General features: G+C 56.8%; 24 protein-coding genes and 1 pseudogene. 17 read left to right on the top strand and 8 right to left on the bottom strand.

Features of this window, described 5'->3' with window-relative positions:
- Positions 1 to 53: 53 nt before the first annotated feature.
- Positions 54 to 818, top strand: a complete 765-nt coding sequence (gene ehuA, locus MRBBS_RS01110) for an ectoine/hydroxyectoine ABC transporter ATP-binding protein EhuA (RefSeq protein ID WP_187290789.1) — start codon at positions 54 to 56, stop codon at positions 816 to 818.
- A gap of 46 nt (positions 819 to 864) precedes the next feature.
- Here ehuA and MRBBS_RS01105 read toward each other — a convergent pair whose 3' ends face one another.
- The gene (locus tag MRBBS_RS01105) at positions 865 to 1,713 is read right to left on the bottom strand and encodes a transporter substrate-binding domain-containing protein (protein WP_014869563.1); all 849 of its coding nucleotides are present in this window, start codon (positions 1,711 to 1,713) and stop codon (positions 865 to 867) included.
- Between the two features lie 198 nt (positions 1,714 to 1,911).
- Here MRBBS_RS01105 and cobS point away from each other — a divergent pair, with 198 nt between their 5' ends.
- Positions 1,912 to 2,697, top strand: coding sequence for an adenosylcobinamide-GDP ribazoletransferase (gene cobS / locus MRBBS_RS01100; protein WP_014869561.1), 786 nt, complete (start codon positions 1,912 to 1,914; stop codon positions 2,695 to 2,697).
- A gap of 53 nt (positions 2,698 to 2,750) precedes the next feature.
- Here cobS and MRBBS_RS01095 read toward each other — a convergent pair whose 3' ends face one another.
- The gene (locus MRBBS_RS01095; RefSeq protein WP_227497610.1) at positions 2,751 to 3,257 is read right to left on the bottom strand and encodes a YSC84-related protein; all 507 of its coding nucleotides are present in this window, start codon (positions 3,255 to 3,257) and stop codon (positions 2,751 to 2,753) included.
- Between the two features lie 152 nt (positions 3,258 to 3,409).
- On the bottom strand, positions 3,410 to 4,078 hold the full coding sequence (locus MRBBS_RS01090; protein WP_014869559.1) for a DNA-3-methyladenine glycosylase I: 669 nt from the start codon (positions 4,076 to 4,078) through the stop codon (positions 3,410 to 3,412).
- A gap of 228 nt (positions 4,079 to 4,306) precedes the next feature.
- Between MRBBS_RS01090 and MRBBS_RS01085 the strand changes: the two genes are divergently transcribed.
- From MRBBS_RS01085 to MRBBS_RS01025, 13 genes and pseudogenes are all read left to right on the top strand, one after another.
- Positions 4,307 to 5,824: a YfcC family protein gene (locus MRBBS_RS01085; RefSeq protein ID WP_014869558.1), complete on the top strand. Its 1,518-nt coding sequence runs from the start codon at positions 4,307 to 4,309 to the stop codon at positions 5,822 to 5,824.
- Positions 5,825 to 5,869: 45 nt separating this feature from the next.
- Positions 5,870 to 7,099 (top strand): arginine deiminase, encoded by a 1,230-nt coding sequence (locus MRBBS_RS01080; protein ID WP_014869557.1) that lies wholly within the window; start codon positions 5,870 to 5,872, stop codon positions 7,097 to 7,099.
- Between the two features lie 17 nt (positions 7,100 to 7,116).
- The gene (argF, locus tag MRBBS_RS01075) at positions 7,117 to 8,118 is read left to right on the top strand and encodes an ornithine carbamoyltransferase (protein WP_014869556.1); all 1,002 of its coding nucleotides are present in this window, start codon (positions 7,117 to 7,119) and stop codon (positions 8,116 to 8,118) included.
- A gap of 34 nt (positions 8,119 to 8,152) precedes the next feature.
- Positions 8,153 to 9,076, top strand: a complete 924-nt coding sequence (gene arcC / locus MRBBS_RS01070) for a carbamate kinase (protein WP_014869555.1) — start codon at positions 8,153 to 8,155, stop codon at positions 9,074 to 9,076.
- Positions 9,077 to 9,152: 76 nt separating this feature from the next.
- Positions 9,153 to 10,525: pseudogene (gene atpD, locus MRBBS_RS01065) on the top strand (F0F1 ATP synthase subunit beta).
- Positions 10,522 to 10,932, top strand: a complete 411-nt coding sequence (locus tag MRBBS_RS01060; RefSeq protein ID WP_014869553.1) for an ATPase — start codon at positions 10,522 to 10,524, stop codon at positions 10,930 to 10,932. Before atpD ends, MRBBS_RS01060 begins: the two are co-directional and overlap by 4 nt.
- Positions 10,929 to 11,267: an AtpZ/AtpI family protein gene (locus MRBBS_RS01055; protein ID WP_014869552.1), complete on the top strand. Its 339-nt coding sequence runs from the start codon at positions 10,929 to 10,931 to the stop codon at positions 11,265 to 11,267. The genes MRBBS_RS01060 and MRBBS_RS01055 overlap by 4 nt, the downstream gene beginning before the upstream one ends.
- The gene (locus MRBBS_RS01050) at positions 11,257 to 11,568 is read left to right on the top strand and encodes an ATP synthase subunit I (RefSeq protein WP_014869551.1); all 312 of its coding nucleotides are present in this window, start codon (positions 11,257 to 11,259) and stop codon (positions 11,566 to 11,568) included. The genes MRBBS_RS01055 and MRBBS_RS01050 overlap by 11 nt, the downstream gene beginning before the upstream one ends.
- Positions 11,568 to 12,332 (top strand): F0F1 ATP synthase subunit A, encoded by a 765-nt coding sequence (locus tag MRBBS_RS01045; RefSeq protein ID WP_014869550.1) that lies wholly within the window; start codon positions 11,568 to 11,570, stop codon positions 12,330 to 12,332. Before MRBBS_RS01050 ends, MRBBS_RS01045 begins: the two co-directional genes overlap by 1 nt.
- Complete coding sequence (locus MRBBS_RS01040; protein WP_007349152.1) at positions 12,329 to 12,616, top strand: F0F1 ATP synthase subunit C; 288 nt, start codon at positions 12,329 to 12,331, stop codon at positions 12,614 to 12,616. Before MRBBS_RS01045 ends, MRBBS_RS01040 begins: the two co-directional genes overlap by 4 nt.
- 38 nt (positions 12,617 to 12,654) lie before the next feature.
- Complete coding sequence (locus MRBBS_RS01035) at positions 12,655 to 13,425, top strand: F0F1 ATP synthase subunit delta (RefSeq protein WP_014869549.1); 771 nt, start codon at positions 12,655 to 12,657, stop codon at positions 13,423 to 13,425.
- Positions 13,426 to 13,431: 6 nt separating this feature from the next.
- Positions 13,432 to 15,078: a F0F1 ATP synthase subunit alpha gene (locus MRBBS_RS01030; protein ID WP_014869548.1), complete on the top strand. Its 1,647-nt coding sequence runs from the start codon at positions 13,432 to 13,434 to the stop codon at positions 15,076 to 15,078.
- A complete protein-coding gene (locus MRBBS_RS01025; protein ID WP_227497557.1) occupies positions 15,062 to 16,141 on the top strand; it encodes a F0F1 ATP synthase subunit gamma in 1,080 nt (359 codons plus the stop codon). The genes MRBBS_RS01030 and MRBBS_RS01025 overlap by 17 nt, the downstream gene beginning before the upstream one ends.
- Here the strand turns inward: MRBBS_RS01025 and MRBBS_RS01020 are convergent.
- The 5 genes from MRBBS_RS01020 to MRBBS_RS01000 all read right to left on the bottom strand — a co-directional run bounded on the left by MRBBS_RS01020 (position 16,025) and on the right by MRBBS_RS01000 (position 23,785).
- Positions 16,025 to 18,406 (bottom strand): YbcC family protein, encoded by a 2,382-nt coding sequence (locus MRBBS_RS01020; RefSeq protein WP_014869547.1) that lies wholly within the window; start codon positions 18,404 to 18,406, stop codon positions 16,025 to 16,027. The two genes, MRBBS_RS01025 and MRBBS_RS01020, sit on opposite strands and share 117 nt — an antisense overlap.
- Positions 18,406 to 19,959 (bottom strand): NADH-quinone oxidoreductase subunit L, encoded by a 1,554-nt coding sequence (locus MRBBS_RS01015; protein WP_014869546.1) that lies wholly within the window; start codon positions 19,957 to 19,959, stop codon positions 18,406 to 18,408. The genes MRBBS_RS01020 and MRBBS_RS01015 overlap by 1 nt, the downstream gene beginning before the upstream one ends.
- A 164-nt stretch (positions 19,960 to 20,123) precedes the next feature.
- The gene (locus MRBBS_RS01010) at positions 20,124 to 20,906 is read right to left on the bottom strand and encodes an SDR family oxidoreductase (RefSeq protein ID WP_014869545.1); all 783 of its coding nucleotides are present in this window, start codon (positions 20,904 to 20,906) and stop codon (positions 20,124 to 20,126) included.
- Positions 20,893 to 23,082, bottom strand: a complete 2,190-nt coding sequence (locus tag MRBBS_RS01005; protein ID WP_014869544.1) for an AMP-binding protein — start codon at positions 23,080 to 23,082, stop codon at positions 20,893 to 20,895. Before MRBBS_RS01005 ends, MRBBS_RS01010 begins: the two co-directional genes overlap by 14 nt.
- Complete coding sequence (locus MRBBS_RS01000; RefSeq protein WP_227497556.1) at positions 23,066 to 23,785, bottom strand: thermostable hemolysin; 720 nt, start codon at positions 23,783 to 23,785, stop codon at positions 23,066 to 23,068. The genes MRBBS_RS01005 and MRBBS_RS01000 overlap by 17 nt, the downstream gene beginning before the upstream one ends.
- A 204-nt stretch (positions 23,786 to 23,989) precedes the next feature.
- Between MRBBS_RS01000 and MRBBS_RS00995 the strand changes: the two genes are divergently transcribed.
- Both MRBBS_RS00995 and MRBBS_RS00990 read left to right on the top strand, forming a co-directional pair.
- The gene (locus MRBBS_RS00995; protein ID WP_014869542.1) at positions 23,990 to 24,676 is read left to right on the top strand and encodes a response regulator transcription factor; all 687 of its coding nucleotides are present in this window, start codon (positions 23,990 to 23,992) and stop codon (positions 24,674 to 24,676) included.
- The gene (locus MRBBS_RS00990) at positions 24,667 to 26,106 is read left to right on the top strand and encodes an ATP-binding protein (protein WP_014869541.1); all 1,440 of its coding nucleotides are present in this window, start codon (positions 24,667 to 24,669) and stop codon (positions 26,104 to 26,106) included. Before MRBBS_RS00995 ends, MRBBS_RS00990 begins: the two co-directional genes overlap by 10 nt.
- Positions 26,107 to 26,113: the final 7 nt, after the last annotated feature.

Raw genomic sequence — 26,113 nt, 5'->3', positions numbered from 1 at the left:
TAAGCCACGATCTGAGCCAATACCCATTAAAACTGGAGGGCGACAATGTGCCCATGGTGCGGTTTCAGAACGTGACCAAAAAATATGGCAGCCTGGTGGTGCTCGACGGCCTGAATCTGGATGTTGCAGAAGGCGAAATGGTCACCATTATCGGCCCTTCCGGTTCGGGTAAAACCACCGTGCTGCGGATGCTGATGACCCTGGAAACCATCGACAGCGGCGTGATCTATGTCGACGGCGAACCGTTAACTCACATGGAAAAAAACGGTCGCCTGGTCCGCGCCAACGCTGTCCACCTGCGGCTAATTCGTTCTAAAATCGGCATGTGCTTCCAACATTTCAACTTGTTCCCGCACATGACAGCGCTTGGCAACTGCGTTGAGGGGCCGATGCAGGTTCTGGGTCTGTCGAAACAGGAAGCGGAAGAGCGCGCACTGGAACTGTTGGATTTGGTGGGTATGACTGACAAACGCGACCAGCACCCGTCGCGACTGTCGGGCGGACAACAGCAGCGTGTCGCCATCGCCCGCGCGCTGGCCATGCGCCCGAAAGTGATGTTGTTTGACGAAGTGACCTCTGCACTGGACCCAGAGGTCATCAGCGAAGTTACCGGCGTAATACGCCGCCTGGTCGATCAGCACAACCTGACCATGCTGATGGTAACGCACCAGATTGGCTTCGCTCGGGAAATCTCAGACCGGATCTGCCTGTTCTTTGATGGAAAGATTGAAGAGCAGGGGTCGCCAGAAATGCTATTGGACAACCCCCAGAACGAACGCACCCAGCAGTTCCTGAGTGCGGTTCTGGAGGCAAACTAAGCCCGGTAAAAAGGGACAGATTTGAAATCTGTCCCTGCTCTGGCCTTTAGTTAGATTTGCAGGCGTCTTCAGTTGTCAGTTCACCCGGTAAAAACGCTTTGATGTATTCGTCGGGCGTTACCGTTGCCATCATTTCATCAGAGCCCATATAGTCTTTAAGGGCCTTGTTGAATTCGGCGCGAAAAGCACTGTCTTCAGGTCGGAAACCGATGCCAACAACCTGCTTTGCGCGCCCTACAAACGCCTCTGGGTCAGAGATACCAAAGCTATCATCCAGGTCTGCGGCGTGCTTTGCTTCCAGCACGTTAATGGGAACGGCATCGGTACGACCGGTGCGCAGCGCAGCCAGGGCTTCCGTGGTACCCGGTACTTCCGTGATGCTGTTCTTAGGGACGCCAGCGTCTCTGGCATCAGCCAGTGTGTTGTAACCGGACGGCGCTACCATGGTCAGATTCTGGTCGATCAAATCCTGATAGGTTTCAAGATTTTTGGGATTGCCCTTGGGCACCACGAAGGTGTCTCCAAAAGCGCCAATTGGGTCTGAAAAATCCATGTTTTCACAACGTGCCTTAACGATGTACATCCCGCCAGTCACTATGTCCACGCGACCAGCTTTCAGGCTGGGAATCAGGCTGGACCAGTTGGTTAGAACAGGCTCGACGTTGGTGTATCCCATGCGCTTGAGCACGTCGATGGCGATGCCGTTAACAAAACCTTTGGCCGTACCGTCGTTACCGGCGTAAGCCCAGGGCGGTGCTGCAGAAAAACCCAGGCGAATCGACTCACCTTCCGAGATTCGCTGTTCAAGCGTATCAGCCTGAGCGACACCGGCTGAAACAAACACTGCGATTGCCAGTGCCAGAGTTTTTGTCCATCGGTTGTTAAATAATGTCATCGGGTTGCCTCGTTTTTTATCTCATTCATGCGTTTGATGATTATGACATAGTTATAGGCACCGACATTTGTTAACCACTGCAAGCACAGGCTGCACTGCGCAAGCTGGGGCAATTCATCAGCCACAACGGACGTTACGCCACATGCAGCGGAACCAATCCGGTATTATCCCCGGACTGACTCACATACGGAGTTCGCTTTGACAGGCCCAAACCCCACACATAAACAGACCACAACAGCCGCTGCCCGCGAGTGGCAGGCATTCTGGCTGGCCGTCGGATTTTTAACCCGCATACCCATGCTGGTGTCGATTGATTATTCCCAAAAACTGATGAACCAGTGCAGCGTTTACTTTCCACTCGTCGGTTTGTTGCTGGGCGCCCTGTACGTCGGACTGTTTGCGCTACTGGGGCTTTTCTGCAGCCCGCTGGTCAGCATTCTGCTGGTGCTGTGTTTTCATCTTTTCATTACCGGCGCTTTTCACGAAGACGGGCTGGCGGATAGCGTGGACGCATTTGGCGGTGGCTATACCGTTGAAAAGCGCCTGGAAATCATGAAAGACAGCCGCATTGGCACCTATGGCACGGTAGCACTGGTGCTGGCGTTAGCGCTCAAAGTCGCCCTGTTGGTGGAGAGCCATCACATCATGCTGGCGCTGCTTCTGGCACCGGCTATTAGTCGGCAAACACCACTTTTGTTAATGTCATTCCTGAATTACGTGACCGATCCCGACAAAAGCAAAAGCAAACCGGTGGCCGAAGGCTTTTCCCGCCGGCGGCTCGGGTACAGCAGTGGGTTTACCCTGCTAGTGGCATTGGTGTTCAGCGCCTGGCTGCCAGGCTTATGGCTGCTGGCACCGCTGGCAGTGGTTGGGGTTGCTCTGCTTTGGGGTTGGTATCTCAAACGCCAGCTGGGCGGCTACACCGGCGATACGCTCGGGGCCAGTGTGGTGTTTTGTGAGCTGGTGTTGTTACTGCTGATTTAATCGCCGACAGTTTGACGTTACTGCAGCCGCTTGCAGTAACGCCACTCTGGCTTCTAGCGGTCAATGCGGGATATTTTCGTACCCTCAATACTCAGCCCGGCCATCAGGCCTTGCTGACTAAAAATAAACGCATAAGCATCGTCTTTCAGGGACGAAGTCGACAGGTTTCTGGCCACGCCTTCGTCAACCAGGACAACAGTCGGACCCACGCCAATTTCCCAGCCGTTGGTTTTCTCCAGATAAGACACGGCGGCATCCGTCATCAGAAACACCGCGTATGCGTACGACTGTGCACCAGCCTGCAAGCCCCAGGAGCCGGTGATGGAATTGTAGTAATCAGCCACCGCCGAGCCTTTCAATAACACACCTTCGCCATAGCTGCCGCCAAATACCAGGCCAGCTTTTACGATATTGGGGAACACCAAAATACCTTTGGCACTTTTTGATAGGGTTTCAGCCACCGGATGCACTTTATACAGCGTATTTAAAGCCTGCATCGCATTGCGGTCAAGATCTTCAGCGCTGGCCGCCAGAGCAGGGTTCGCAACGGTCATTACCATGGCGGACGTCAGCGCGAATACAAAGCCAAAAAAGGTTTTACCCAAACGATTCATGACACAGTCCTCCTGAGTGTTCACCAAACTATAGATCGTTGGCTGAAGACCCACAGTTAAAGCTGGGACACATTGCCTTGACCATCCATTGACTTGCCTTAACCATCGATTGAATAAGAGGTTATTCGCGACAGTTGACTGTAAGGCAGGCCGGTTTCTTCGTGCCAGGCATTGAATGCCTCCTGCACCTGGTACAGGCCTTTTTTACTGCTCGTTGATGCATCCAGAAGCTTGGCCTGACGCAACACCCGAATGACATCGTTGGACATAATAAAGCCGTCCCAGCCCACCCGGCGCAAAAAGTACTGGGCGCTGTTACCGCCCAGACGCGAACCATGGCGCTTGAACCACAGCAGCAATCCGGCTTGGTCAGACGACGGCCACTGACGTAGAAATGCACCGAAACTGCCGTGCGTGTGAACCGTGTCCATAATCATGCGGGCGTTTTCCGGCACCGTGCGGATTTTTTGCAGGTTGCGCACAATGCGTTCGTCGCAGGCCAGGGTTTCCAGCACGTCCGGCGGCACCTGCTGCCAGTAGGCCGGCACAAAGCCGTGAAAGGCGACTTCAAAATCTGGCCATTTTTTATCAATCACCCGCCATACAAAACCCGCCTTGAACACACAGCAGGTCATTTCTGCCAAATAGCGATCGTCACTGCGCTGTTCCAGCGCGCTGGCCGGCGGCGGCGTGGGTAACCGGGCGTTTAACTCTTCAACGCCACCTTTGCGCGCAATCGCGCGCTCATGAATTTCTGAAAAGCGCATAGCATCTTGTCTTTTGGGGTATGAATGGGTTGTTGAAAAATTAATAGGTCATTTATTTAAGACTGACCTAGCTCAATTTCGATTGGCCATTTTTCAACTACTGTGAGGGCGGACAACTCGGAAACCGAAGTCCCACCCGGCTGGGCAAAAGTAAAACATTCACAGCTAGGACCGGGATCTTTCATTGGCTCTGTTTATAGCTGTCGATGTGGATAAAGGAGAACTGCTGTGAACAATAAAAACCACCCCCCCAAAACCCCTTCTGACGATTCTTCAGACCCTGCAAATAACTCTCCGGATCTCTCTCCAAATAACTCTTCAGACAATCCGGAACACGATCTGGCAACGCGGTTTCCTACCGCCTACACCATTCTGTTTCTGCTGATTATCTTTGTGGCCGCGTTGACCTGGATTATACCTGCTGGCCAATACGACCGGGTGATGAACGAAGAGGTCGGCCGCGACGTGGCCGTGCCTGGCACCTACAAGGCTGTTGAGGCAAACCCTCAGGGTTTCGTGGATATAATGCTCGCGCCCACCGCCGGGTTTTATGATCCGGACAGCTATGTGGCCAACGCGATAGATGTTGCCCTGTTCGTCATTTTCCTGGGTGGCTTTCTGGGTGTAATGAATGCCACCGGCGCCATTGATACCGGTATCCGCAGCGCTATGCGCCACCTCAAGGGCCATGAAATCTGGATGATTCCGATACTAATGACCCTTTTTGCCATCGGCGGCACAACCTATGGCATGGCCGAAGAGACACTGGCTTTTTATGCCATTTTGATTCCGGTCATGATGGCCGCCGGATACGATGCTGTCACCGGGGTAGCCATTATTCTGGTGGGATCCGGTATCGGCGTGCTGGGGTCCACCATCAACCCGTTTGCCACCGTTATCGCCGCCAATGCAGCCGACATTCCGTTTACCGATGGCATTGTGGTGCGTTTTATTCTGCTGGTTGGCGGCCTGCTTATTTGTGCTGCGTATGTCATGCGTTACGCAATGCGCGTTAAAGCGGATCCATCCCGCTCTGTTGTGGCCAAACAATGGGATGCTCACCGCCGCCTTTTCCTCCGTAAGCAGCATGACGGGGTTGATGACTCCACCCTCGACAAAACCCAGATTGTCGCCCTGCTGGTTTTCGCTGCAACCTTTGTGTTTATGATCTGGGGTGTGTCTTCGCAGGGTTGGTGGATGGCCCGCATGGGCGCGCTGTTTTTTGGTTCGGCCATTGTGATTGGCATTGTTGCCCGCCTTGGCGAGAAAAAACTGACCAGCAGCTTTGTCGATGGCGCTCGTGATCTTCTGGGTGTCGCGCTGGTGGTCGGACTGGCCCGCGGCATCGTGGTTATGATGGACCAGGGCATGATTGCTGACACCATTCTACACAGCGCCGAAAACTCTCTTGGCGGGCTGCCCGAGCTTGCGTTTATCAACCTGATGTTCTGGATTGAAGTGGGCATGAGTTTCTTTGTGCCATCGTCTTCAGGCCTGGCCGTGTTGTCTATGCCGATTCTTGCACCGCTGGCGGACTTCGCCAATGTCGGGCGCGACCTTGTTGTGACCGCTTTTCAATCCGCCAACGGTCTGGTCAACCTGATCAACCCCACCTTCGCCGTTGTCATTGGCGGCTTGGCCATTGCGCGAGTGTCGTACGACCGCTGGCTCGTGTTTATCTGGCCCTTGTTGCTGATTCTTACAATTTTCATTTCGGTGGTCATCAGTGCTGCGGCATTACTTTGACATTTTTCGAAGTAATGACGAAGCCATACACATTGGAGATTAACCATGTCTGAACTAACACTTGGCGTGCATTCTGAAGCCGGAACACTGCGGCAGGTTATTGTCTGCCGCCCTGGTCTGGCTCACCGCAGGCTCACACCGTCTAACTGTGACGATTTGCTATTTGACGACGTGTTCTGGGTAAAACAGGCTCAGAAAGACCATGACGTATTTTCCGAGCTTATGCGGTCACGGGGTATTGAGGTTTTAGACGTCAACGAACTATTGGCAGAAACTTTAGACATACCCGAAGCCCGTAAATGGATTCTCGATCATCGAATCACCTGGAACGACATCGGAGTCGGGATGATTTCCGACCTACGCGCATGGATGGACGAGCTTCCAGGCGCCAAGCTTGCGGAATACCTGATGGGTGGCCTGGAAGTGGCCGACTTGCCCTTTAACCCAACCGGTCTTTTTGGTAACCACCTGGGGCACTACGGATTTGTGCTGCCGCCATTGCCAAACTTTCTTTTCACCCGCGATAACAGTGCCTGGATCTACGGTGGCGTCACACTTAACCCCATGTACTGGGCCGCGCGCAAACCCGAAACCCTGCTGATGGCCGGCATTTACCGTTTCCATCCGACGTTTGCTGGAAAAGCAGATGTGCTTTGGGGCGACCCTACCAAGAATCATGGCTTGGCAACGCTCGAAGGCGGCGACATCATGCCCGTGGGCAATGGCACCGTGCTTGTAGGAATGGGCGAGCGTTCATCACCAAAAGCCGTAGGACAATTAGCCAACGCTTTGTTTGAAAAAGGCACCGCAGAGCGGGTTATTGCCTGCCAGATCCCAAAATCCCGCACCTCCATGCACCTGGACACCATCTTCACTTTCTGCGGCGGCAACGTGGTTACAGCGTTCAAGGAAGTAGCGGACGAAGTGATCTGCTATGACTTGCGCGCCGGTGAGGGCAAAAAACACCTGTCTTTCCGCCAGGACTCACGGCCGCTGTTTGATGTAGTGGCCGAGGTTCTTGGCTACAAATCCCTGGAAGTGGTTCCAACCGGCGGCGACGACCCGGCCGAGCGCGAGCGTGAGCAGTGGAACGATGGCAACAACGTGCTGGCCATAAGTCCGGGCGTGGTGATTGGCTACGACCGAAATGATGACACCAACGCGGCACTCAAAGCGGCGGGAATCGAAGTGTTGGCCATACCCGGCGCTGAGCTGGGCCGTGGTCGGGGCGGCGGACGCTGCATGAGCTGCCCCACGATTCGTGACCCCATCTGACCGGAAAGGATAAAACCATGGCTTTTAATCTGAACAACCGCCACTTCCTGACCCTGCGAGACTTCTCCCCCCGTGAGATCAGCTTTCTGCTTAAGCTGTCGACCGATCTGAAGGCGGCGAAATACGCCGGCACCGAGGTACCGCAGCTTGTCGGCAAAGAAATCGCGCTTATCTTTGAAAAGAACTCCACCCGCACACGGGTTGGGTTCGAAGTGGCCGCTTACGATCAGGGCGCCCGGGTCACCTACCTTGGGCCCTCTGGAACCCACATCGGCCACAAGGAATCGGTAAAAGACACTGCTCGAGTACTGGGCCGGGTTTACGATGCCATCGAGTACCGCGGCTTCGGGCAGAAGATTGTCGAGCAATTGGCCGAATATGCCGGAGTACCGGTCTACAACGGCCTGACCGACGAGTTCCACCCAACACAAATTCTCGCTGACTTTTTAACTATGCAAGAGCATGTTGAGAAGCCGCTGCACCGGGTTGCCTTCGCTTTTCTTGGTGACGCCGCTAACAACATGGGCGATAGCCTGCTGATCGGTGGCGCCAAGATGGGCATGGATGTGCGCCTGTGTGCACCCAAAGTCTGCTGGCCTCAGCAATCCATTCAGGACGAAGCCCAGGCGATCGCGCGGGAAACCGGTGCCCGCATTACCATTACCGAAGATGTGGATACGGCGGTGGCCGGGGTCGACTTTGTTTACACCGACGTTTGGGTGTCTATGGGCGAGCCGAAAGAAAAGTGGGGCGACCGGATAAAGCTGTTGATGCCCTACCAGGTGAACGCGGCGGTGATGGAAAAAACCGGCAACCCCCGCGCCCGCTTCATGCACTGCCTGCCAGCGTTTCACAATACCGACACCATCGTTGGTAAAGAAATTCAGGCAGAATTCGGAATCAGTGCCATGGAAGTAACCGATGAGGTTTTTGAAAGCCCGGCATCGATTGTTTTCGACCAGGCCGAGAACCGTATGCACACCATCAAGGCGGTGCTGGTAGCCACCCTTGGGGCCTGACTCTGGCGCGGATTGATGAAGAAGGACACACACGATGTTGATTGTTGCAGCACTGGGCGGTAACGCCCTGTTGAAACGCGGCGAACCACTGACCGCCGAAGCCCAGCGCACCAATGTTCGAAAAGCCGCGACATCCCTGGCGGAACTAGTGCGCGCCGGGCACCGACTGGTGATTACCCATGGTAACGGCCCCCAAGTGGGCTTGCTGGCGTTGCAGGGTGCCGCCTATAAGCCTGACGAAGCCTACCCGCTGGATGTGCTGGGTGCCGAGACCGGAGGTATGATCGGCTACATGATTGAGCAGGAACTGGAAAATGCTCTGGGCCATGATCGCCCAGTGGCAACCCTGCTTACCCAAGTTGTTGTCGATCCGAATGATCCTGCCTTTGCCCATCCGACCAAATTTATTGGCCCGGTGTACGATAAGGCAGAAGCGGAATCCCGCGCCGCGGCCGCTGGCTGGCAGATCGCAGCCGATGGCGACAAGTGGCGCAGGGTAGTGCCCTCCCCTGCACCCAAGGAAATTCCGGATATGCGGGTACTGAAACTGCTGCTGGATCAGCAGGTGGTCATAATCTGTACCGGAGGTGGCGGCATTCCGGTGCTGCGCCGCAACGACGGCAGCATGACCGGTGTTGAAGCGGTTATCGACAAAGATGCCGCCAGTGCGTTGCTGGCGCGGGAGTTGGGTGCCGACGCGCTGCTATTACTGACCGACGTGGATGCTGTCTATCGTGACTTTGGTAAACCCACTGCCGCGCCGGTTCGCACCGTTACACCGGCCCAGGCAAGAACGCTGAACGTTCCCGCCGGGTCCATGGGGCCAAAGGTAACGGCGGCCTGCGACTTTGCAGATACCGGGGGCATTAGCGGCATTGGCCGGTTAGAAGATGCGCTTGCCATTCTGGAGGCGCGGGCGGGAACACTCATCACAGGGTCAGCCACTCACAACGGTTAACTGTTCAGGCGCTTCGTCATGTTGAATCAAGCTGTTTCGGGCTCAGATCAGGGTAGCCCGGAGCCTACTTCTGTTAATGAGCACCTCGCAAACGGCGAACTTGATGGAGAGGTCGTCGGCATTCGCGGTGGCGTTGTTGACGTTCTTTTTCCGCAAGACTCTCCACGTATTCACGATTTGCTTTACGCCGGCAATCTGGCGTTGGAAGTCATGTCCCTGCTGGAAAGCGGCGCCGTGCGCTGTATGGCGCTGGCACCGGTACGCGGGTTAGGCCTGGGAGTCTCTGTGCGTGCTACCGGCGCACCCATCCAGGTTCCGGTTGGAGACGCTGTTCTGGGCCGCATGCTGAACGTCTTTGGCGAACCCATTGATAACAAACCCGCCCCTGCTACCGACATTCGCCGCTCCATTCACCAGCCACCACCGGCGCTGGAGGACCGCGTGGTGCACAGCGATATTCTGGAAACCGGCATCAAAGCCATTGATCTGTTGTCGCCTATCGAGCGCGGCGGCAAAACCGGGTTGTTTGGCGGCGCCGGTGTGGGCAAAACCGTGCTGATTACCGAGCTGATCAACAACACCGTGCAGGAATACGAGGGCGTCAGCCTGTTTTGCGGTATTGGCGAACGCTCCCGTGAAGCCGAAGAACTCTACCGGGAAATGGGCGACGCCGGCGTGCGCGACAAAACCGTGATGGTGTTCGGGCAGATGAATGAGGCTCCCGGTGTGCGCTTTCTGGTGGGCAAAACAGCGCTCACCATGGCCGAATATTTCCGTGACGTTAAAAAGCAGGACGTTCTGCTGCTAATCGACAACATTTTTCGCTTTGTTCAGGCAGGCTCGGAAGTGTCCGGTTTGATGGGCCGTATGCCGTCACGGGTGGGCTACCAACCCACACTGGCCACCGAACTGGCCACCTTGGAGGAGCGCATCACCTCCACCCGCAACGGTTCCATCACCTCTATTCAGGCGGTATACGTGCCGGCGGATGACTTCACCGACCCTGCCGCTGCACATATTTTTTCGCACCTGTCCGCTTCGGTGGTGCTGTCGCGCAAGCGCGCCAGCGAAGGCTTGTACCCGGCCGTCGACCCTCTTGCATCGGCTTCTGTGATGCTGACGCCCGCGGTTGTCGGCCAGCGCCACTACGACATCGCCCGTGCGGTGCGGCGTACCCTGGCCGATTACGAGGACCTGCGAGACATTATTTCCATGCTGGGTATGGAAGAACTGTCGGCCGCCGATCGCGCTGTCGTGGCGCGGGCGCGACGTTTGGAGCGCTATCTGACCCAGCCGTTTTTCACTATGAGTTCGGTCGACGGCAGGCGAGTGCCCATCAAAGACACGCTGAACGACTGCGAAACCATACTCAACCAGACTGAATTCAACGATAACGAAAGCGACTATTACATGATTGGCTCGCTGAAAGATTTGGCGTCATCGTCATGAGCCTGGCAAACGTGATGACGGTTACGCTAAGGCTACCTACCCGCACTCTGTTCGAAGGCCGCGCACAGCGGCTATTTGCCACCGCCTTCAACGGTGCCTTTGGCATGCTGCCCAACCATACCGACTTTGTCACCGCGCTGGTGCCGTCGGTGCTGATTCTGACGGACGAAACCGGTGGAGAGCTGTTTTTTGGCATCGACGAGGGCCTGCTGGTGAAAACCGGCCATCAGGTAGACATCGCCATTCGTCGGGGTGTTCAGGGCGACAGTCTGGACACCCTGAACGACACCATACAAACGGCCTTTGTGGAGGTAGACGAAGAAGAGCGGGTGGCCCGGTCAGCGCTATCACGGCTGGAAGCCAACATTGTTCGACGCTTTGGCGACTTACGGAAACCCGCGCTATGAGAAGCCGCAAAGACCGCTCTGCCGACGATATCCGGCGCAGTACTGAACGACTTCAACGTGCCCGCAAACAGCCCGGAGCCAGCCCATTAAGAGGCATCGGCGCCTTTGGCATGATTGGCTGGTCAGTAGCGGTACCTGCCGTTGCGGGGGCGTTTCTGGGGTTGTGGCTGAACAAGGTAGCGCCGCAGAATTTTTCCTGGCCCATCGCGCTGATTCTGGGGGGTATTGTGGTGGGCGCCATGATCGCCTGGAACTGGATTGATAAAGAAACCCCAAAAGCCGGCGGCGATAATAACCACACAGACGCCAACGAAGGAGACAAACATGACGGTTGACTGGTCAGCTGTATTGCTGGGATTGGCCGTAGGGGTGGCCGTCAGCAGCCTGTTTTTTGTCGGGCTGGCCTGGGGTATGAAACGCGCTCTGCGTTCGCGCCAGCCCGAAGCCCTGTTATTGCTCAGCGCAACCGTGCGCATCGCCATGCTGCTGGGCGTCGGTTTCTGGCTTGCCACCAGCAGTGCCACAGCCTGGCCCATGGCCGGTTTCGCCCTGGCATTTCTGTTAGTGCGTATGGTTGCGCTGCTTTGGGCCAGAAAACGCGACACCACACCTTTAGCAGAACAAGAGGGCGCGTAATGCAGTTTTCACCGGACAACATCATTGTGCTCACCCTCGGTGGCTGGGGCTTGAACGCGACCATCGTGAATACCTGGATTGTGATGGTGTTGCTGGTGGGCATTTCCTGGTTTGTGACTCGCAACCTGCGCGCCGACGTGCCACCCGACCGCCTGCGTACGGCACTGGAAGTGATCGTAAAACTGATTCAGGGCCAGATTGAGGAAGTCACCCAGAATTCAGCCCGCCACGTGATGTACTTCGCCGGCACTCTGTTTTTGTTTATTGCGTTGTCGAATCTGATGCTGGTGATTCCCGGCTTTTCGCCGCCTACCTCGTCGTTGTCGACCACCATGGCTCTGGCACTGTCGGTGCTGGTCGCCGTTCCGGTATTCAGCATTGCCAGCGGCGGCGTAAAAAGCTACCTGCGAACCTTTATTGAACCCTCGGTCATCATGCTGCCGTTCAACATCATCAGCGAATTTTCCCGTGGTATCTCGCTGGCTATCCGCCTTTACGGAAACGTGATGAGCGGGGCTGTTATTGCCGCCATTCTACTCACCGTCGCACCGTTTTTCTTCCCGGTGCTGATGGACATGTTGGGCCTTCTCACCGGCATGATCCAGGCCTACATCTTCGCCATTTTAGCCACCGTCTATATTTCTTCTGCTACCGCGGAAAAAGAGCCATCAGCTTTGAATAGAGAGCCATCAGCTTTAAATAAAGAGCACACAACGTCACCCAAACAAACACAGCCGTCGTCTCCCAACGAGGAAAAATCATGACCGATCTTGCCATTATCGCGGCAATCTCTATTTTTACCGCCGGTTTCACCATAGCGATTGGCTGCATAGGGCCTTCCCTGGCTGAAGGGCGCGCGGCCGCGGCCGCTATTGCCGCCATTGCCCAGCAGCCAGACGCTGCGCCTACTCTGTCCCGTACCCTGTTCGTCAGCCTGGCGATGATTGAATCCACCGCCATTTACTGTTTCGTCGTGGCGATGATTCTTATCTTCGCCAACCCGTTTTGGGATGCGGCGGTACAGGCAGCGACGGTAACTGCCGGATAGCCTCCCCTTTGGCTGATTCACCCAACAGGTCAACCATTATGTCCATTGACTGGATTACCGTTCTGGCACAACTCGCCAACTTTCTGGTGCTGGTGTGGCTGCTGAAACGCTTCTTGTACCGCCCTATTCTGGACGGCATTGACGCGCGCGAGGCTGAAATCACCAAAAGCATGGCCGCCGCCGGTGAAGCTCAGCAAAAAGCACAAGCCGCACAAGCCGACTTCCAGCAGCAGAAAAAACAGCTGATGTCTGACCAGGACGCCATGATTCAGAAAGCGCTGCGCGAAACTGAAGGCCAGCGCGACAGCTTGCTGGCCGAAGCCCGCGCCCGGCTGGAGCAGGAACAAAAAGACTGGCGCAAACACCTGGAACGGGAGCGGGAACGATTCGCCGCCAGGCTGCAGCGTGCCGGGCAGGAAACCCTATTAGAACTCACCCGCAAAGCCCTTCGTGACCTCGCCGATGAAACTCTGGAACAGGTCATTGTGCGCCGTGTGAGCAAACGTCTGGAACCGTTAGTAGACGAATTGAAAAAAGCGGCAGCGGGCAGCACCCAAGCCATCGCGACCACCCGCGAGCCCTTGCCAGAAGCCGCGCAATCACAACTGGAAACCGATCTCAACAAGCTGTTGCCAGCCATGGCACTGAGCTTTGAGACCGACGCAGAGCAGGCGCCCGGACTGATTCTGCGAATAGGCGGCGCCCAGGTGGCGTGGACGGTTGACAGTTATACCGACGAATTTGATGCTTTGCTGAACCAACGCCTGACCGCCGGCGCTTCAGGCCGGGCGCAAGCTGAGGCTGAATGATTCACTATGAGCGATAGAGACAGCAGCAGCGACATCGACAGCGTCAACAACAGCCAGGCGCAAATCCCTGCCAGCGCGCAGCCTCGGGTTCAGGGCCAGAGCCAGAGCCAGGACCAGAATTTCGAACAGCAGTTCCAGCGCTGGCAGCAAGACCTGCTGGCCACACCGACACCCGCACCGGTGCTGACTGAGGTGGGTCGCGTTATTGAAGTGGGCGATGGCGTGGCCGTAGTGACCGGCCTGGCTCGCGCCCTGGCGGATGAGTTGCTGATATTTGCGTCCGGTGTACGCGGCATTGTGCTGGACCTTGAGCCCGGCCGGCTGGGCGTTATTCTGCTTGGACCGTCGGAACACATCCGCCTTGGCGAAGACGTGCGGCGTACTCGCAAGGTCATCAGCGTGCCCGTTGGCCCGGCTCTGTTGGGCCGCGTTGTAAGTGCCATCGGCCTTCCCCGCGACGGCCTTGGGGTCATCGCGGCAGTCGCCGATCACCCGGTGGAAGCCGAGGCGCCTGGCGTGTTGAGCCGCTCGGCCATTTTCAAGCCGCTGGCGACCGGCATCAAAGCCATAGACGCCGCTGTGCCGGTGGGCCTGGGCCAGCGCGAACTGATCATCGGTGATCGCCAAACCGGAAAAACATCGATCGCGGTGGACACTATGCTCAACCAGGTACGGTCCGACGTGATTTGTATCTATTGCGCTATCGGCCAGCGCGGCGATGCTGTGTCACGGGTTATCGGCGCGCTAAAAAAAGGCGACATGATGGCCCGCAGCGTCGTAATGTCCGCCGGCGATGAGGAAACACCCGGCCTGGCCTACATCGCTCCCTATGCCGCGATGACCATGGCGGAGTATTTTTGCGATCAGGGCCGCGATGTATTGATCATATTTGATGATTTGACCCACCATGCCCGCTCCTACCGCGAGCTGTCGTTACTGCTGCGCCGGCCACCGGGGCGCGAGGCGTTCCCGGGGGACATCTTCTACGTTCACGCCCGCCTGCTGGAACGGGCCGGCCAGTTTACCGAAGAGTTAGGCGGTGGCTCTATTACCGCTCTGCCAGTGGTAGAAACCCAGGCCGAGAACCTGTCTGCGTACATTCCCACCAACCTGATCTCTATCACCGATGGCCAAATTTACCTGTCACCACAGCTGGTGCAAAAGAACCAGTTCCCGGCGGTGCATCAGGGATTGTCGGTATCCCGCGTGGGTAGCAAGGCTCAGAGCCGGGCCCTGCGTAAGGTTGCCGGCAACCTGCGGGTGACTCTGTCGCAATTTGAAGAACTGGAAGACTTTGCCCGCTTTGGTACGCGGCTGGATGACGCGACCCGCGCCCGCCTGAAGCGCGGCGCGGCGGTGCGCAATTCCCTGCGCCAGGCCGAGCGCGATCCGATGCCGGCGGTTGAGCAACTTGCAGTGTTGATTGCGGCCATGGAAGGCTTACTTGACGGTTTGGAAGAGCAGCTGCTGGTAGATGCCATGCAGCGCATACGCGCGCTGGCCAAGAAACAGTTGCAGGAGATTGAGCAACGCATAGCGGACAACAAAGAGTTACGGCCAGAGGACAGCGAGCGGGTGATCGCTATGGTTCGCGCGGCTCTGGAAGCTGATTTGGGGACTGACTTGGAGAACAGGAATGGCCCAATCTCTTGAAGCGCTGGAGCGCCACAGCGACACGCTGACCAGCATCCGTGGCATTGTGCACACCATGAAAACGCTGTCGGCCATTAACGCCTCGCCCTACGAGCGCGCAGCGCGTTCCATAGAGGCCTACCACCAGACTATTTTGCAGGGCTTTGCCGCGTTTGCATACCGTACCGGTGGGCTCAGCCTGCAACAGGACGCCAGCGCCGAACAGCTAATCGTAGTGTTTGGCACAGACCACGGCCTGTGCGGCAACTACAACGAAAGCCTGGCGCAGCTGGTGAAGCAGCACCAGAACGCCCAAAGCGCCGGCAAGCCGCGCCTGTTGTGCATTGGCGCGCAAATGCAGGATGCCCTCACCGATCAGGGCTTGAAACCGGAAGCCACGTTACTACCACCCGCCTCCGCCGACGGCATTGGCCGTCTGGCCGGCGACATTGTCAGCCGTATTGACGCTCTCGGCCGTGGCCAGTCTCTATCAGGCGTCGGTGTTACCCTGGCGTTCACTCAACGCGGTGAACACGGCACCCGCGAACCCGTCACCCGGCGCCTGCTGCCACTGGAACCGGCACTGTTGCAAAGCACCAAGCGCTGGAACTCTAGGGCGCTGCCGGATTACACCATGGCCGCTGATGCGCTGCTGTCGTCGCTGATTCGCAGCCACATCTTTGCCAGCGTATTTCGCGCCTCGGCCGAAGCCATGGTGACTGAGAACGCAGCGCGCCTGGCACTGATGCAGCAGGCCGAGCAGTCGGTGGATGAGCGTATTGGCATTGTAACGGGCGATTTGCGTTCTGTGCGCCAGACCGAAATCACCAACGAATTGATGGATGTGATTATTGGCTTTGAGGCATTGAAGAAAAAGCCGAAAAAAAGCCCTTTTCAGGCCGGCCTGTTCATAGGCATCATCGAACGGGCCGGCCTGAAAAAAGGGTGGAGGGAGGCGCTGCGGCCCTCAGTCAGCGCTATTAAGCCCTTCAGCTTTCGTTGTCCATTGGCCGTGATAGAACTGCTCAACCGACTTATTCTCCTCGTCAATCCGGAACAGATACAGCCAGTCGTTGTCGATTAGATCTCCCACGGCACTGTGGCGCCGGGCGATGTCAGCAATCGCCTCCCTTGGCGCTGCCAGATAAACGCTCAGGCGCAGGGGTTCGTGCATCCATTGCTCGCCGCTATGCAGTGACTGCAAGGGCAAGCCGATTCGCAAATCGCCGCCATTGCCCTCAAAAACGCCCAGATGACCGCCAACCACGTTATGCAGCACTTTGTTGCCGCTGCCGTAGTGCAGGTTGTCTGTTACCGAGGCGTAGTACTGAAGGTTGATCCAGTGAGTGACCACCATGGGAGCGGTCATAATCAGTTCCAGGATCTGAAAGCCTGCATCGTCACGCCAGCGGTAATCATGGAGAAAACTCCGGCCGCCCAAGTCCAGGTGCCTGGTGAATGACCGCGGTGCAACAATAAAACTGGCGTTACCCGCCAACCCCCACTCAGGCCGCACTTCTGACCAATCCTGGCTGCGCTGTTTAACGGCCTGATCCACGTCGGCTGCCTTGCTGACGCCAAGCCGAACAGCCCTCTCACGGCGCGCCCGAGCGCCTGCGGCCTGAAGAAATGCCTTGATGTTTTGCGGAATCGGCTCGGCGCAATCGACGTCATCCGTTGTGGTGTTGTGCAAGGCACCCATAAATCGGGTGCCTTCTGGAATCACTAAACCCTGCTCCGCCAAAACACCTCGCACGCTCGGGTCGTTAAGCAGCCCGGCCAGCACGCGCACGTTAACAGTGCCCGTTTGCCCGCCACAGGCGCCGCAATCCAGGCCAGCTGCATGAGGGTTGTTGCGAGTACTGCTACCGTGGCCCACCAGCAAAACAACCGGCGCGAAATGCTCTGTTAACGTCATGGCTTTGAGAATGCCGCCCGCCAGCTCGGCTTTTTCTTCCAGGGTTAAGGGAACACCCGCTTTCGAAATCTCGAAGTTAGTCTGAGTTTCATGAAGGCCATCAACGGGGTTACTCCGGGGCTGCCCCCTAAACGTCTTTTTCACCATGCGACCCAGATCTGCAAGTCCCAGGCTCTCAATAAAGCTGAAACTCGCCGGGCTGGCACTGGAGAACCTCGACCAATGAGACTGGTTAGCCAGCGCTTGCCGGGCAGATTCACTGGTAGGTTCAAGCTCGGTTACATCAAAAGCAGGAGCCAATAACCCCGGTAGCTGGGGCCGCATAAAGTCAGTGTTTTTAGGATGATAAGCGATGGGCAATCCAAAAAAACCCGCAAAGCCCAGGGTCTGGATGGCCGTGTCCTGCGCTTCCAGAGCGCGACGATATACTTCTGAGCGAACATCAATACAGAAGGCCGCCTGCAGCTTAAGAGGTTGCTTCTCCGAAGCCTGTGGTTTTGGTTGAGAAAGCAACTTCTCGGCCATGGCGGCCTGATACGCTACTTCCGCCTCTTTATGAGCCGCCCATGCGGGCTGCTGAAAAATCTCGTGGATTTCCAGCATCGCTGGCAGCTCTTCCCATTGCTTGATCCAGCGCTGTTTCAAGTCTGCAAAAATACCACCGCCCGCGTGCTGAACGTGGCGCCACAACGCCAGTTCCCAACCCAAACGAATAGCCAAAAGGCCGGGCAGCAAATCGGCAGCGTCTTCACTTTCTTTGCCTTGCAACCGATCTTGCCAACGCAAATACGCAACCCAGGAGGCCCAGCCGTTAACATCCAGCAACAGCGCATGGGCGTAATCTGCTGCGGGCGCCGGGTGCGGAGCCAAGGTGTTGAAAGCGTCCAATAAAAGCGTATCGAATTGACCCGGCAGCAAATCGAACTGCGACGTCAGCGTTGGCTCGCCCATAACAATCGCAATGCCCCGATCAGCGCGGGTCATCCCAAGCCAGCTTTGATAAAGATGCTGGGCATCGGCTTTGAACTCACCGGCATCAAGCCGCTGGAAATAATCGCCGCAAAACTGGCTGATCTGCTGAACAATCTCATCCTGCCACCCCAACTGATGCCAGGTATCGCGATGGCGGTCAAGCTGTGCACTGAGGTTTTGCCAGTGCTCTGGCATTCTGGCCAACTTCGCCGGAGCCTTATCCACCGGGCTTTCACCCAGCGCCGATGGCCTTTGGCTGCCAACACCGTTAAGGGCCGCCATACGTGCTGACACCTTGGTGAAAGAAAGGCCTCGCATTTCCCAGAAGGGATTAACGGCGATCATCTGGTCCAAAGGCCAGGTAGGCGCAATCCGATCACCCGCATCGGCAACGGCCCGGAACCAATCCGGTGCGGAGCCGTTTTTTTCATCAAGATCCTTTACGCTCGAGGCTAACACTAGACAGACTCCTTGGTTTCAAAGTGGTTCGAAACAAAATGCGGTTTGACCACATCGGGCAGTTTTGCCGGCCAGACTTTAAGAGTGAAGCGCGTTGCCCATTCATCCAGATAGGCGGCAGCAAAAAGGAACCGGTAGAATCTGGCACCCGAGGGTGAATAGCGCTGATAGCGAACGCGGTAATAGCCGGTAACCAGCAGAATCAGGAGCAACGCCACAAAGCTCACAGCAGCCGCATCTGCCTGATTTTCCGGTGGCGCTAACAGCACATGGAAAACCGATTTCTGGGCCCAATAAATGCCCCAGAAGGCCGCACCGATCAGCAAACCCCGAGCAATTGATTGCTTGCCCCCACCGGCCGCCAACACTTCCGACAACAAAATAGTGAGCGCAATGCCGGGCACAACCCAAGAGAACATCTGCGCAGGCGTGGATCCGACGGAAACAACGACGCTTGTTACGGCAAGCCCAAAAGCCAAAAACGCCGCAATCAGCCATTGAATTGCGCTAGGGGTCTTGATAACCACCAGGCGTTTTCTGAGAGACAGTTCCACCGCATTTCCAGCGTTGAGAAAACTGTGCGCCTTGTAGGCGGAGTGGGCAACCAGGTGTAAAAGCGCCAGTTCATAGAGGCCAAGAGCGCACTCAACCAGCATCCACCCCATCTGGGCACAGGTAGACCAGGCCAAGCGGACCTTCACAGAGATACGGGTCATCATCACCAGGCTGGCAAAAACCGCCGTTGGGCCAGCAACCAACAACAGAAGCCACTGTGCAGCACTCACCTGAGAGATCAACGGCGCCATCAGGATCATCAAAAAGCCGCCAAGATTGACAACACCAGCGTGAAGTAAGGCCGACACAGGCGTGGGCGACTCCACAACCTGCATCAGCCAGCCATGAAACGGCAACTGAGCGCACTTGAGCAGCGCCGCAACGGCCATCAGAACCGCTGCAAACTGCGCCACAACCGGAATAGCATCGGTCTCTGCTGAAGCGGCAAGAATCTGGTCGATAAAGAGAGTGTTGTACTGAAAATACAGCAGCGCAAACCCTAGCCCGAGGCAAAGCTCCGCGAGTCTCGCAAAAATGAACTTTTTATGAGCCGCCAAGGCAGCCCTGGGCCTGTCCGGGAAGAACATCAGCAGCTGGTGAAGGCTGATGCTGATCACAATCCAACTGGCGAGAAAAACCAACAGGTGATTGGTTGTAACAATCAGAGAAACGGCTCCCAGTATGATCTGTAACCAGACCATAAAACGCCTCTGCCCCGGATCACCCGCAAGATACCTCATGGAGAACCGGGCCAGAATCGCTCCCAACAGGGTAATCAGAAGCAGCATAATATAGGCCAGCGGCGCCAGATTCAGCCAGCTCGCGGACCCCGGCAAAAGCCAGCCGCTCATGGCACCTGCCAAGGCTGCGACAAAGGCAAGATTGCAAATCAAGGGGCTGTTAAGCGGGATTTTTAGTGAGCTGGTGATTGCTCCAATAAAGTAAAGCAGCGGTACCAGAATCAAAAACAGTGGCTCGATTAACTTAACATCGACCATTCATTGAACCTCGGAGTCGGATAGCCATTAGGTGCTCCTAGTATCCGAATCTTTTATCATAAACAAAAATAGTTATTTTAGATCGTTATGTTCTTTTAAAAAGAACGATTAATCGCCTTTCAAAGTTAATACAGGTGACTTTTTCGGCGAGACCGTCCATTACCTCATGACGCAACCTTTGCATTAAGAAAACGCCGAATCACCGGCAGCTGCTTAAGCATTGCTTTATCGACAATGCGCGGCAGTATCCCGTTAATCACCACAAACAATTTCTCGGGCCAGCCAAGGAACCGGCGGCGATCGCCGTTTTCCATCGCTTTCAGAATGGCGGTTGCCACCGTTTGGGGCGTATCCACGCTATTACCAAGCGCACGATTCAACTCGTTCACAGCTTCCGCATTCATGTCGGTGGCAGTGGCCCTGGGGGCCACGTACACCACCTGCACAGCGGTATCCGCCAACTCCCGGCGCAGAGCTTCGGTAAACCCCCGCAGGCCAAATTTGGTGGCGCAATAGGCGGTATAGCCGGGGAAGCCTATGCTGCCAAAGGTCGACCCCACAAACACCAGCGCGCCGCTGCCCGCCTTCTCGAACCTGGGGGCAAAATGTCTGGCCACCAGCATGGCCGAGCGCAGGTTTACGTTAAGCTGGGCATCGAGCTCGTCAACCGACATCCTTGCCAGTCCGGCAAAGCGATTCTGGCCGGCGCAATGGATCACGCCGTCGATCTCCGGGTAGGCCTCCGTCAAGCGCGCCAACTGTTGGTCAAGATCGACGGCCGCCAGGTCCAGACACACCGGCGACACACCTTCCAGATGGCCAATACGTTCCGGATGGCGGGAGGCTACGATGACACGGCTGCCTGCCCGAACCAGCGGCTCCACCAGCGCCTTGCCAATACCCCCGGTTCCTCCCAACAGCAGAAAAACCCGATCATGCAGCTTCATGCTGTTTCTCCTTGCGCATGGCCGGCAGCGGAATGCTGTGCAACATATCGCCGTAGAGCCGGTATACCACGCGTGCAGAATCAATAATGGCCTGCTGATCGGTCGGGTCGGTAATGCCGTCCATCAGGTTGCGGAAAAACTCGAAGTGGTCCTGATCGAGAGCTCCGTGGGAGTACAGATAACTGAACGCCTGATCTGGAAGCCCAAGGAGTTTCTGGATCTGCTCGGCCAGCGGCGTAGCCAGCTCTATGGAAGTGCCTTCCAGCACTTGAACCATGCCAAAGAACGCCGCCGGATTGCCCCGGTTAATCTGGTCGTACAGGTATGCCACCATAAGCTCTATAGACACATCCGGCTTGCCCGTGCGAATCGCTTCCTTGTCGGCGCTGCAGGCGTCCAGATCATTCAGTATCCACTCGTCGTGGCCATACTCCTCGTCAATGTATTCAACCAGCGCCTTGCGAACGAACTCCATTCGCGAGGGCAGTTTTGCGCCACAAGCCATCATTAACGGCACCGTGTGCTTAACGTGGTGAAAGGCTTGGGTCAGAAACCAGGTATAGGACTCCAGGCTGAAACAGCCTTCGCCAATCGCTTTCACAACCGGCGCGCCGCTAACATGGGCCCGTGCTTGTGCTGTTTCTTGCTGCAATCTGTCAAAAAATGCCATGTGAAATTCTCCTGATTGGTTGGCTAACGATGTCGACATAGATAAAGAAAAGGCTTTTGCCAACAGTGTCGGCAGATGGGTCTGAATGTGTAACCGCACCGGGCGGCCATTTGCGGTGATGTAACCTTCGGACTGGCTCAGGGGCTGGCGCCGGATATACACCATGGCCAGGCGGGCGTAATCCGGCAGGCGTTGATTGAGTTGCCGCAATGCGCCGGCAAGTTCGTCTGAAGAACGCCCGTCTGTCACTATTATCAGTGCCATTGGCTGCGGTTCACCGTCGCCAAACACCACGGCCTGGCAAATACCCAAGCTCTGAACAAGCTCGCTTTCCAGCCACTCCGGGCTGATATTGCGGCCAAAGCTGGTGATCAGCAGATTCTTCGAACGGCCATTAACCGACAGAAAGCCGCTTGGGTTGAGCGCGCCCAAGTCACCGGTATCCAACCACTCGTCCTGCTCCGATTCGTCACCCAGATAGCCCAAATGGGTATTGCCTCGAACCAGAATGTGGCCGCCAGAATCCACCTTGATATCGATATGAGACAGAGGTTTACCCACACTGCCCACACACTCGGCAGCCGGCACGTTCAACGCCACCACAGAGCAGCACTCCGACAACCCATAACCTTCGTACAGTGGCAGGCCAGCAGCGCGGCCACGGGCCAGCAACTCGGCAGAAACCCGGCCACCGCCAACGGCCATAAAGCGCAATGAGCGGCTGTTCAGCTGCCCCTGTTCGGCGGCGCTGACCAGCGCCATCGCCAGCTCTGGCACCGAGATCAGTGATTGAGGTTGGTGTTGATTGATTCCCGCAACCAGTTGGCTCAGGTTTAAGCCGCTGCTGCCAGTCATACCCAACTGCGCCAACGGCGCCACCATGACTGTAGCCCCCATAAGCAACGGCAAGTAAACGCCGGCAATATTCTCCAGAAGGGTCGCCAGGGGCAGAATGCACAAATGCGTTTGTAATTCGACACCCGACAGCCGTTCTTTCAGGGCCAAAGTCGTTGCGGTCATCTGCGCCACCGACAGACACACACCTTTGGGGGTGCCGGTACTGCCGGAGGTAAAGGTAATTTTCGCCGTGTCTTTCGGTATCGGCGGCAGATGAGCCATCGGCGGCACTGCTGCAAACGCCGGCAGCGGGCGCAGCCAGACGCCCTGGCCCAATGGCTCGCTGCCGTTTGCCTCTTCACTGCACAGCAAGCCGTCCAGGCCCGCCCGTTCGATCAGGTGGGCGGTCTGGGATTCAGAAAAGAACACAGGTACTGGCACACAAACCACACCCGCCAGCAGGCAGGCAAGGTCGGCCAGTACCCAGGCAATGGTGTTGTCGCCGCACACACCGGCACGCTTTATACCCCGCACGTTTAGCTGTTCGGCCACCGTTTCTACCGCCTGCATCATCTGCTGATAGCTGAACTCCGCTTCGGGCCCACGCAAGGCTATACGTGACGGGTGCGCCAGTGCCTGACGTTTAAGCAATTCAGGCAAGGCGGCCATAAGCATCTCCCTGCTGCAAGCTGTCAGAACCGCCTGAGCCGAGGTCGGATGACGCCGACTGAATCCGCCGTAGCATTCCCACCTGCTGCAAAGCACCAAGGCTGTCGGCCACTTTGATCGCCATCACCACGGGTTGATGATCGTAATAGCGACCCCAACCAGCGCCACCATCGGGCAAACTCGCCGGGTTCGCGTTGGCCAGCACCTGAGTGGCAATGCCCATTCGGTGAAAACTGTTACGCAACTGATCGGTGCCGGTACACACTACCCAGTCATAACCCGCGCCCTGCAGCCACACCGTCAATGAGGCAAACAAGTGTCTGCTGACACCGGCTTCTACCCCGGCCAAGTGTGCAATCTCTGCAATTTTGCTGCGCGCAATTCCCGCCGACGGCATGACCGATTCGACCGGAACAGATAGGTAGTCTTCAAGAAAAAGGCGTTCCCGGGCCGCACTACGAACGCCCACCGCGGCTAAAAGCGTGCCCTGAGCCGAGGTCAACGCCAGCAATAGCGGTATCCGCAACGAAGGTTCGGCGCCATAGGCCTGCAAAAACCGCCGCCGAATAAATTGTGCAACCGTAGCCGCCAGTGCGGTATCGGGTGTAATCTCGCTCAACCAGCGCCCGGCACAACGAAGGGCCGGAACCAGCTCTGGCGAATCCGGTGGGCAGTGTATGGACATTGTAAGTGGGTCGCTCATATGCGCTCTCCAACAGCTTTTGGGCAGGGCGCCCGAAATCATGAACCATCAGATTAGCCAGCAAGCCTTAACCCAACCTTAAGCTCTGGCAGCAGAATTCTTAAACCGGCCTTAAGGTTCCCCCCCACGCGCCGGTTAAGACTGGCTTAAGAAAGCCTGTGTAAAATACGGTTTCGACGATATTTCCGACACGGGCCACGCTTGATGCGCATATTACTGGTAGAAGACGACCACCTTTTGGGCAGCACCATGCTGGACATGCTGAGGGCAGACCAGCACACCGTAGACTGGCTGGACGATGGCCAGCAGGCACTGAATGCGCTGGTGGATGAGCATTTTGACCTGGCCATACTGGATTTAACCCTGCCCAGGGTAGACGGCCTTGATATCGTTCGACATACCCGGCAACAGGGCAATCAGCTGCCCATTATCATTCTGACCGCCAGGGCAGAACTGGCGGAAAAACTGCAGGGCCTGGATGCAGGCGCAGACGACTACCTGACCAAACCCTTTGCCATGGCCGAACTCAAGGCCCGGATTCGGGCCGTCACCCGTCGCAGGTCATCCACCAACCGAGATGAACTGATCGTAGGACGGCTAACACTGGACCCGGCTTCGGCCCAGCTAACCTGCGGCACAGACACCGCAACCCTGCCCCGCAGCGAGTTTCAGATTCTTCAGTACATGATGCGCCACCCTGATCAGGTTGCCACCCGCAGGCGCCTGGAAGAACAGCTCTATGGCTGGGAGGCGGGCGCGGAGAGCAATGCTCTGGAAGTGCACATTCATCATCTGCGGCGTCGGGTGGGCAAGCTGACAATTCGAACCATCCGCGGAGTTGGGTATCTGCTGGACAGCCAGGCAGCCTCCGGAGTGCCGGAATGTCCCTGACTCGCACCCTCACGCTGCTGGTCACCTCGACGGTTCTGTTAATCGCCCTGATCGCCGCCGCCTGGAGTTATGTCGAAAGCAATCATGAGCTGGAAGAGCTGTTCGACGCCGAATTAGCGCAGAGCACGCGCATTGTGCAAGGGCTGGTGCGCCACCTGGCAGACACCCAGTCACTGGAGCAGTTACCGCAAACCCTACGCGAAACGCTGACACTGTCGATTGCTGAAGACATTGACCCCGAAGCAGACGGTGACGAAATTCTGCCCGGTGGCGCAGGGCACAAATACGAGAAGAAACTGGCCTTTGAAGTCTGGACGCCCGACCGCACCCCCCTGTTGGATACGCTCAACGCCGATGACGCCGGGGTTTTGGCCCCGGGTTACTCTTGGACCGAATCCCGGGGTTATCGCTGGCGGGTGTTCACACTAAAAGACGCGGCCACGGGCTTTTGGATTCGCACCGCCCAGCGCGAGGCACTTCGCGAGGAGCTGAGCCAGGAACTGGCCTTGGGTAACGTTCTGCCCTTACTCCTCGCGTTGCCGTTACTGCTGCTGGCCGCCAGCGCCGCCATTCGAATCGGTCTTCGCCCCCTGCTAAGGCTTGAGCGCCCCATACGCAATATGGCGCCGGAACGTATTCACCCCCTTGACGACCGGCAGGCACCGAAAGAAGTTGCAGGGCTGGTACAAGCTGTAAACAGTATGCTGAAACGGCTAAACCAGGCTCTGGAACGGGAAAGGCGCTTTTCAGCCGATGCCGCCCACGAACTGCGAACACCGCTGGCAGCACTGCGACTGAACCTTGAAAAAGCCTGTGACAGCAATCCGCAGCAGTTCAACACCTTGATCCAGTCCGTTGACCGCATGACTCATTTAGTAGAGCAAATGTTGTTGCTGAACCGGGTCGACTCGGGCGCTGATTTTTCACCGCAGTACCATAATCTGTCTGAAATACTTGAGCAGAGTATTGCCGATGTGGCACCGCTGGCACTGAAAAAGAACATTGAGCCGGTTTTACAGGACGATGTCGGCGAAGCCCTGATGTGTTGCCACAACGCCCTGGTCACCACCCTGATGCGATCCCTGCTGGCCAACGCGATTCAATACAGCCCGCAGCACACGGTGGTGGAAACCCGCCTGGTGCCCTCCGCCGACGGCTATCACGTTACTGTTTGCGATCAGGGCCCCGGCATTGCAACTGCGGACCGGGAGCGTGCGCTTAGCCGCTTTGTGCGGCTTGACCAAAGGATTGGTGGGGGCGCAGGGTTGGGATTAGCCATTGCGCGGCGAATTGCCGAACTCCACGGCGGACAACTGACCCTGAACACAAGACCCGACGGCCAGACCGGGCTCTGTGTCAGCCTGTGGCTGCCGGCGCGCACGGCGCTTTGCGACAATACCGCAATGATGAGCGGCGACGGTGAGCGTTAAGCTCAAC

Source organism: Marinobacter sp. BSs20148, assembly GCF_000283275.1.
Taxonomy (GTDB): domain Bacteria; phylum Pseudomonadota; class Gammaproteobacteria; order Pseudomonadales; family Oleiphilaceae; genus Marinobacter; species Marinobacter psychrophilus.
This window is presented reverse-complemented; position numbering and strand designations above follow the sequence as displayed.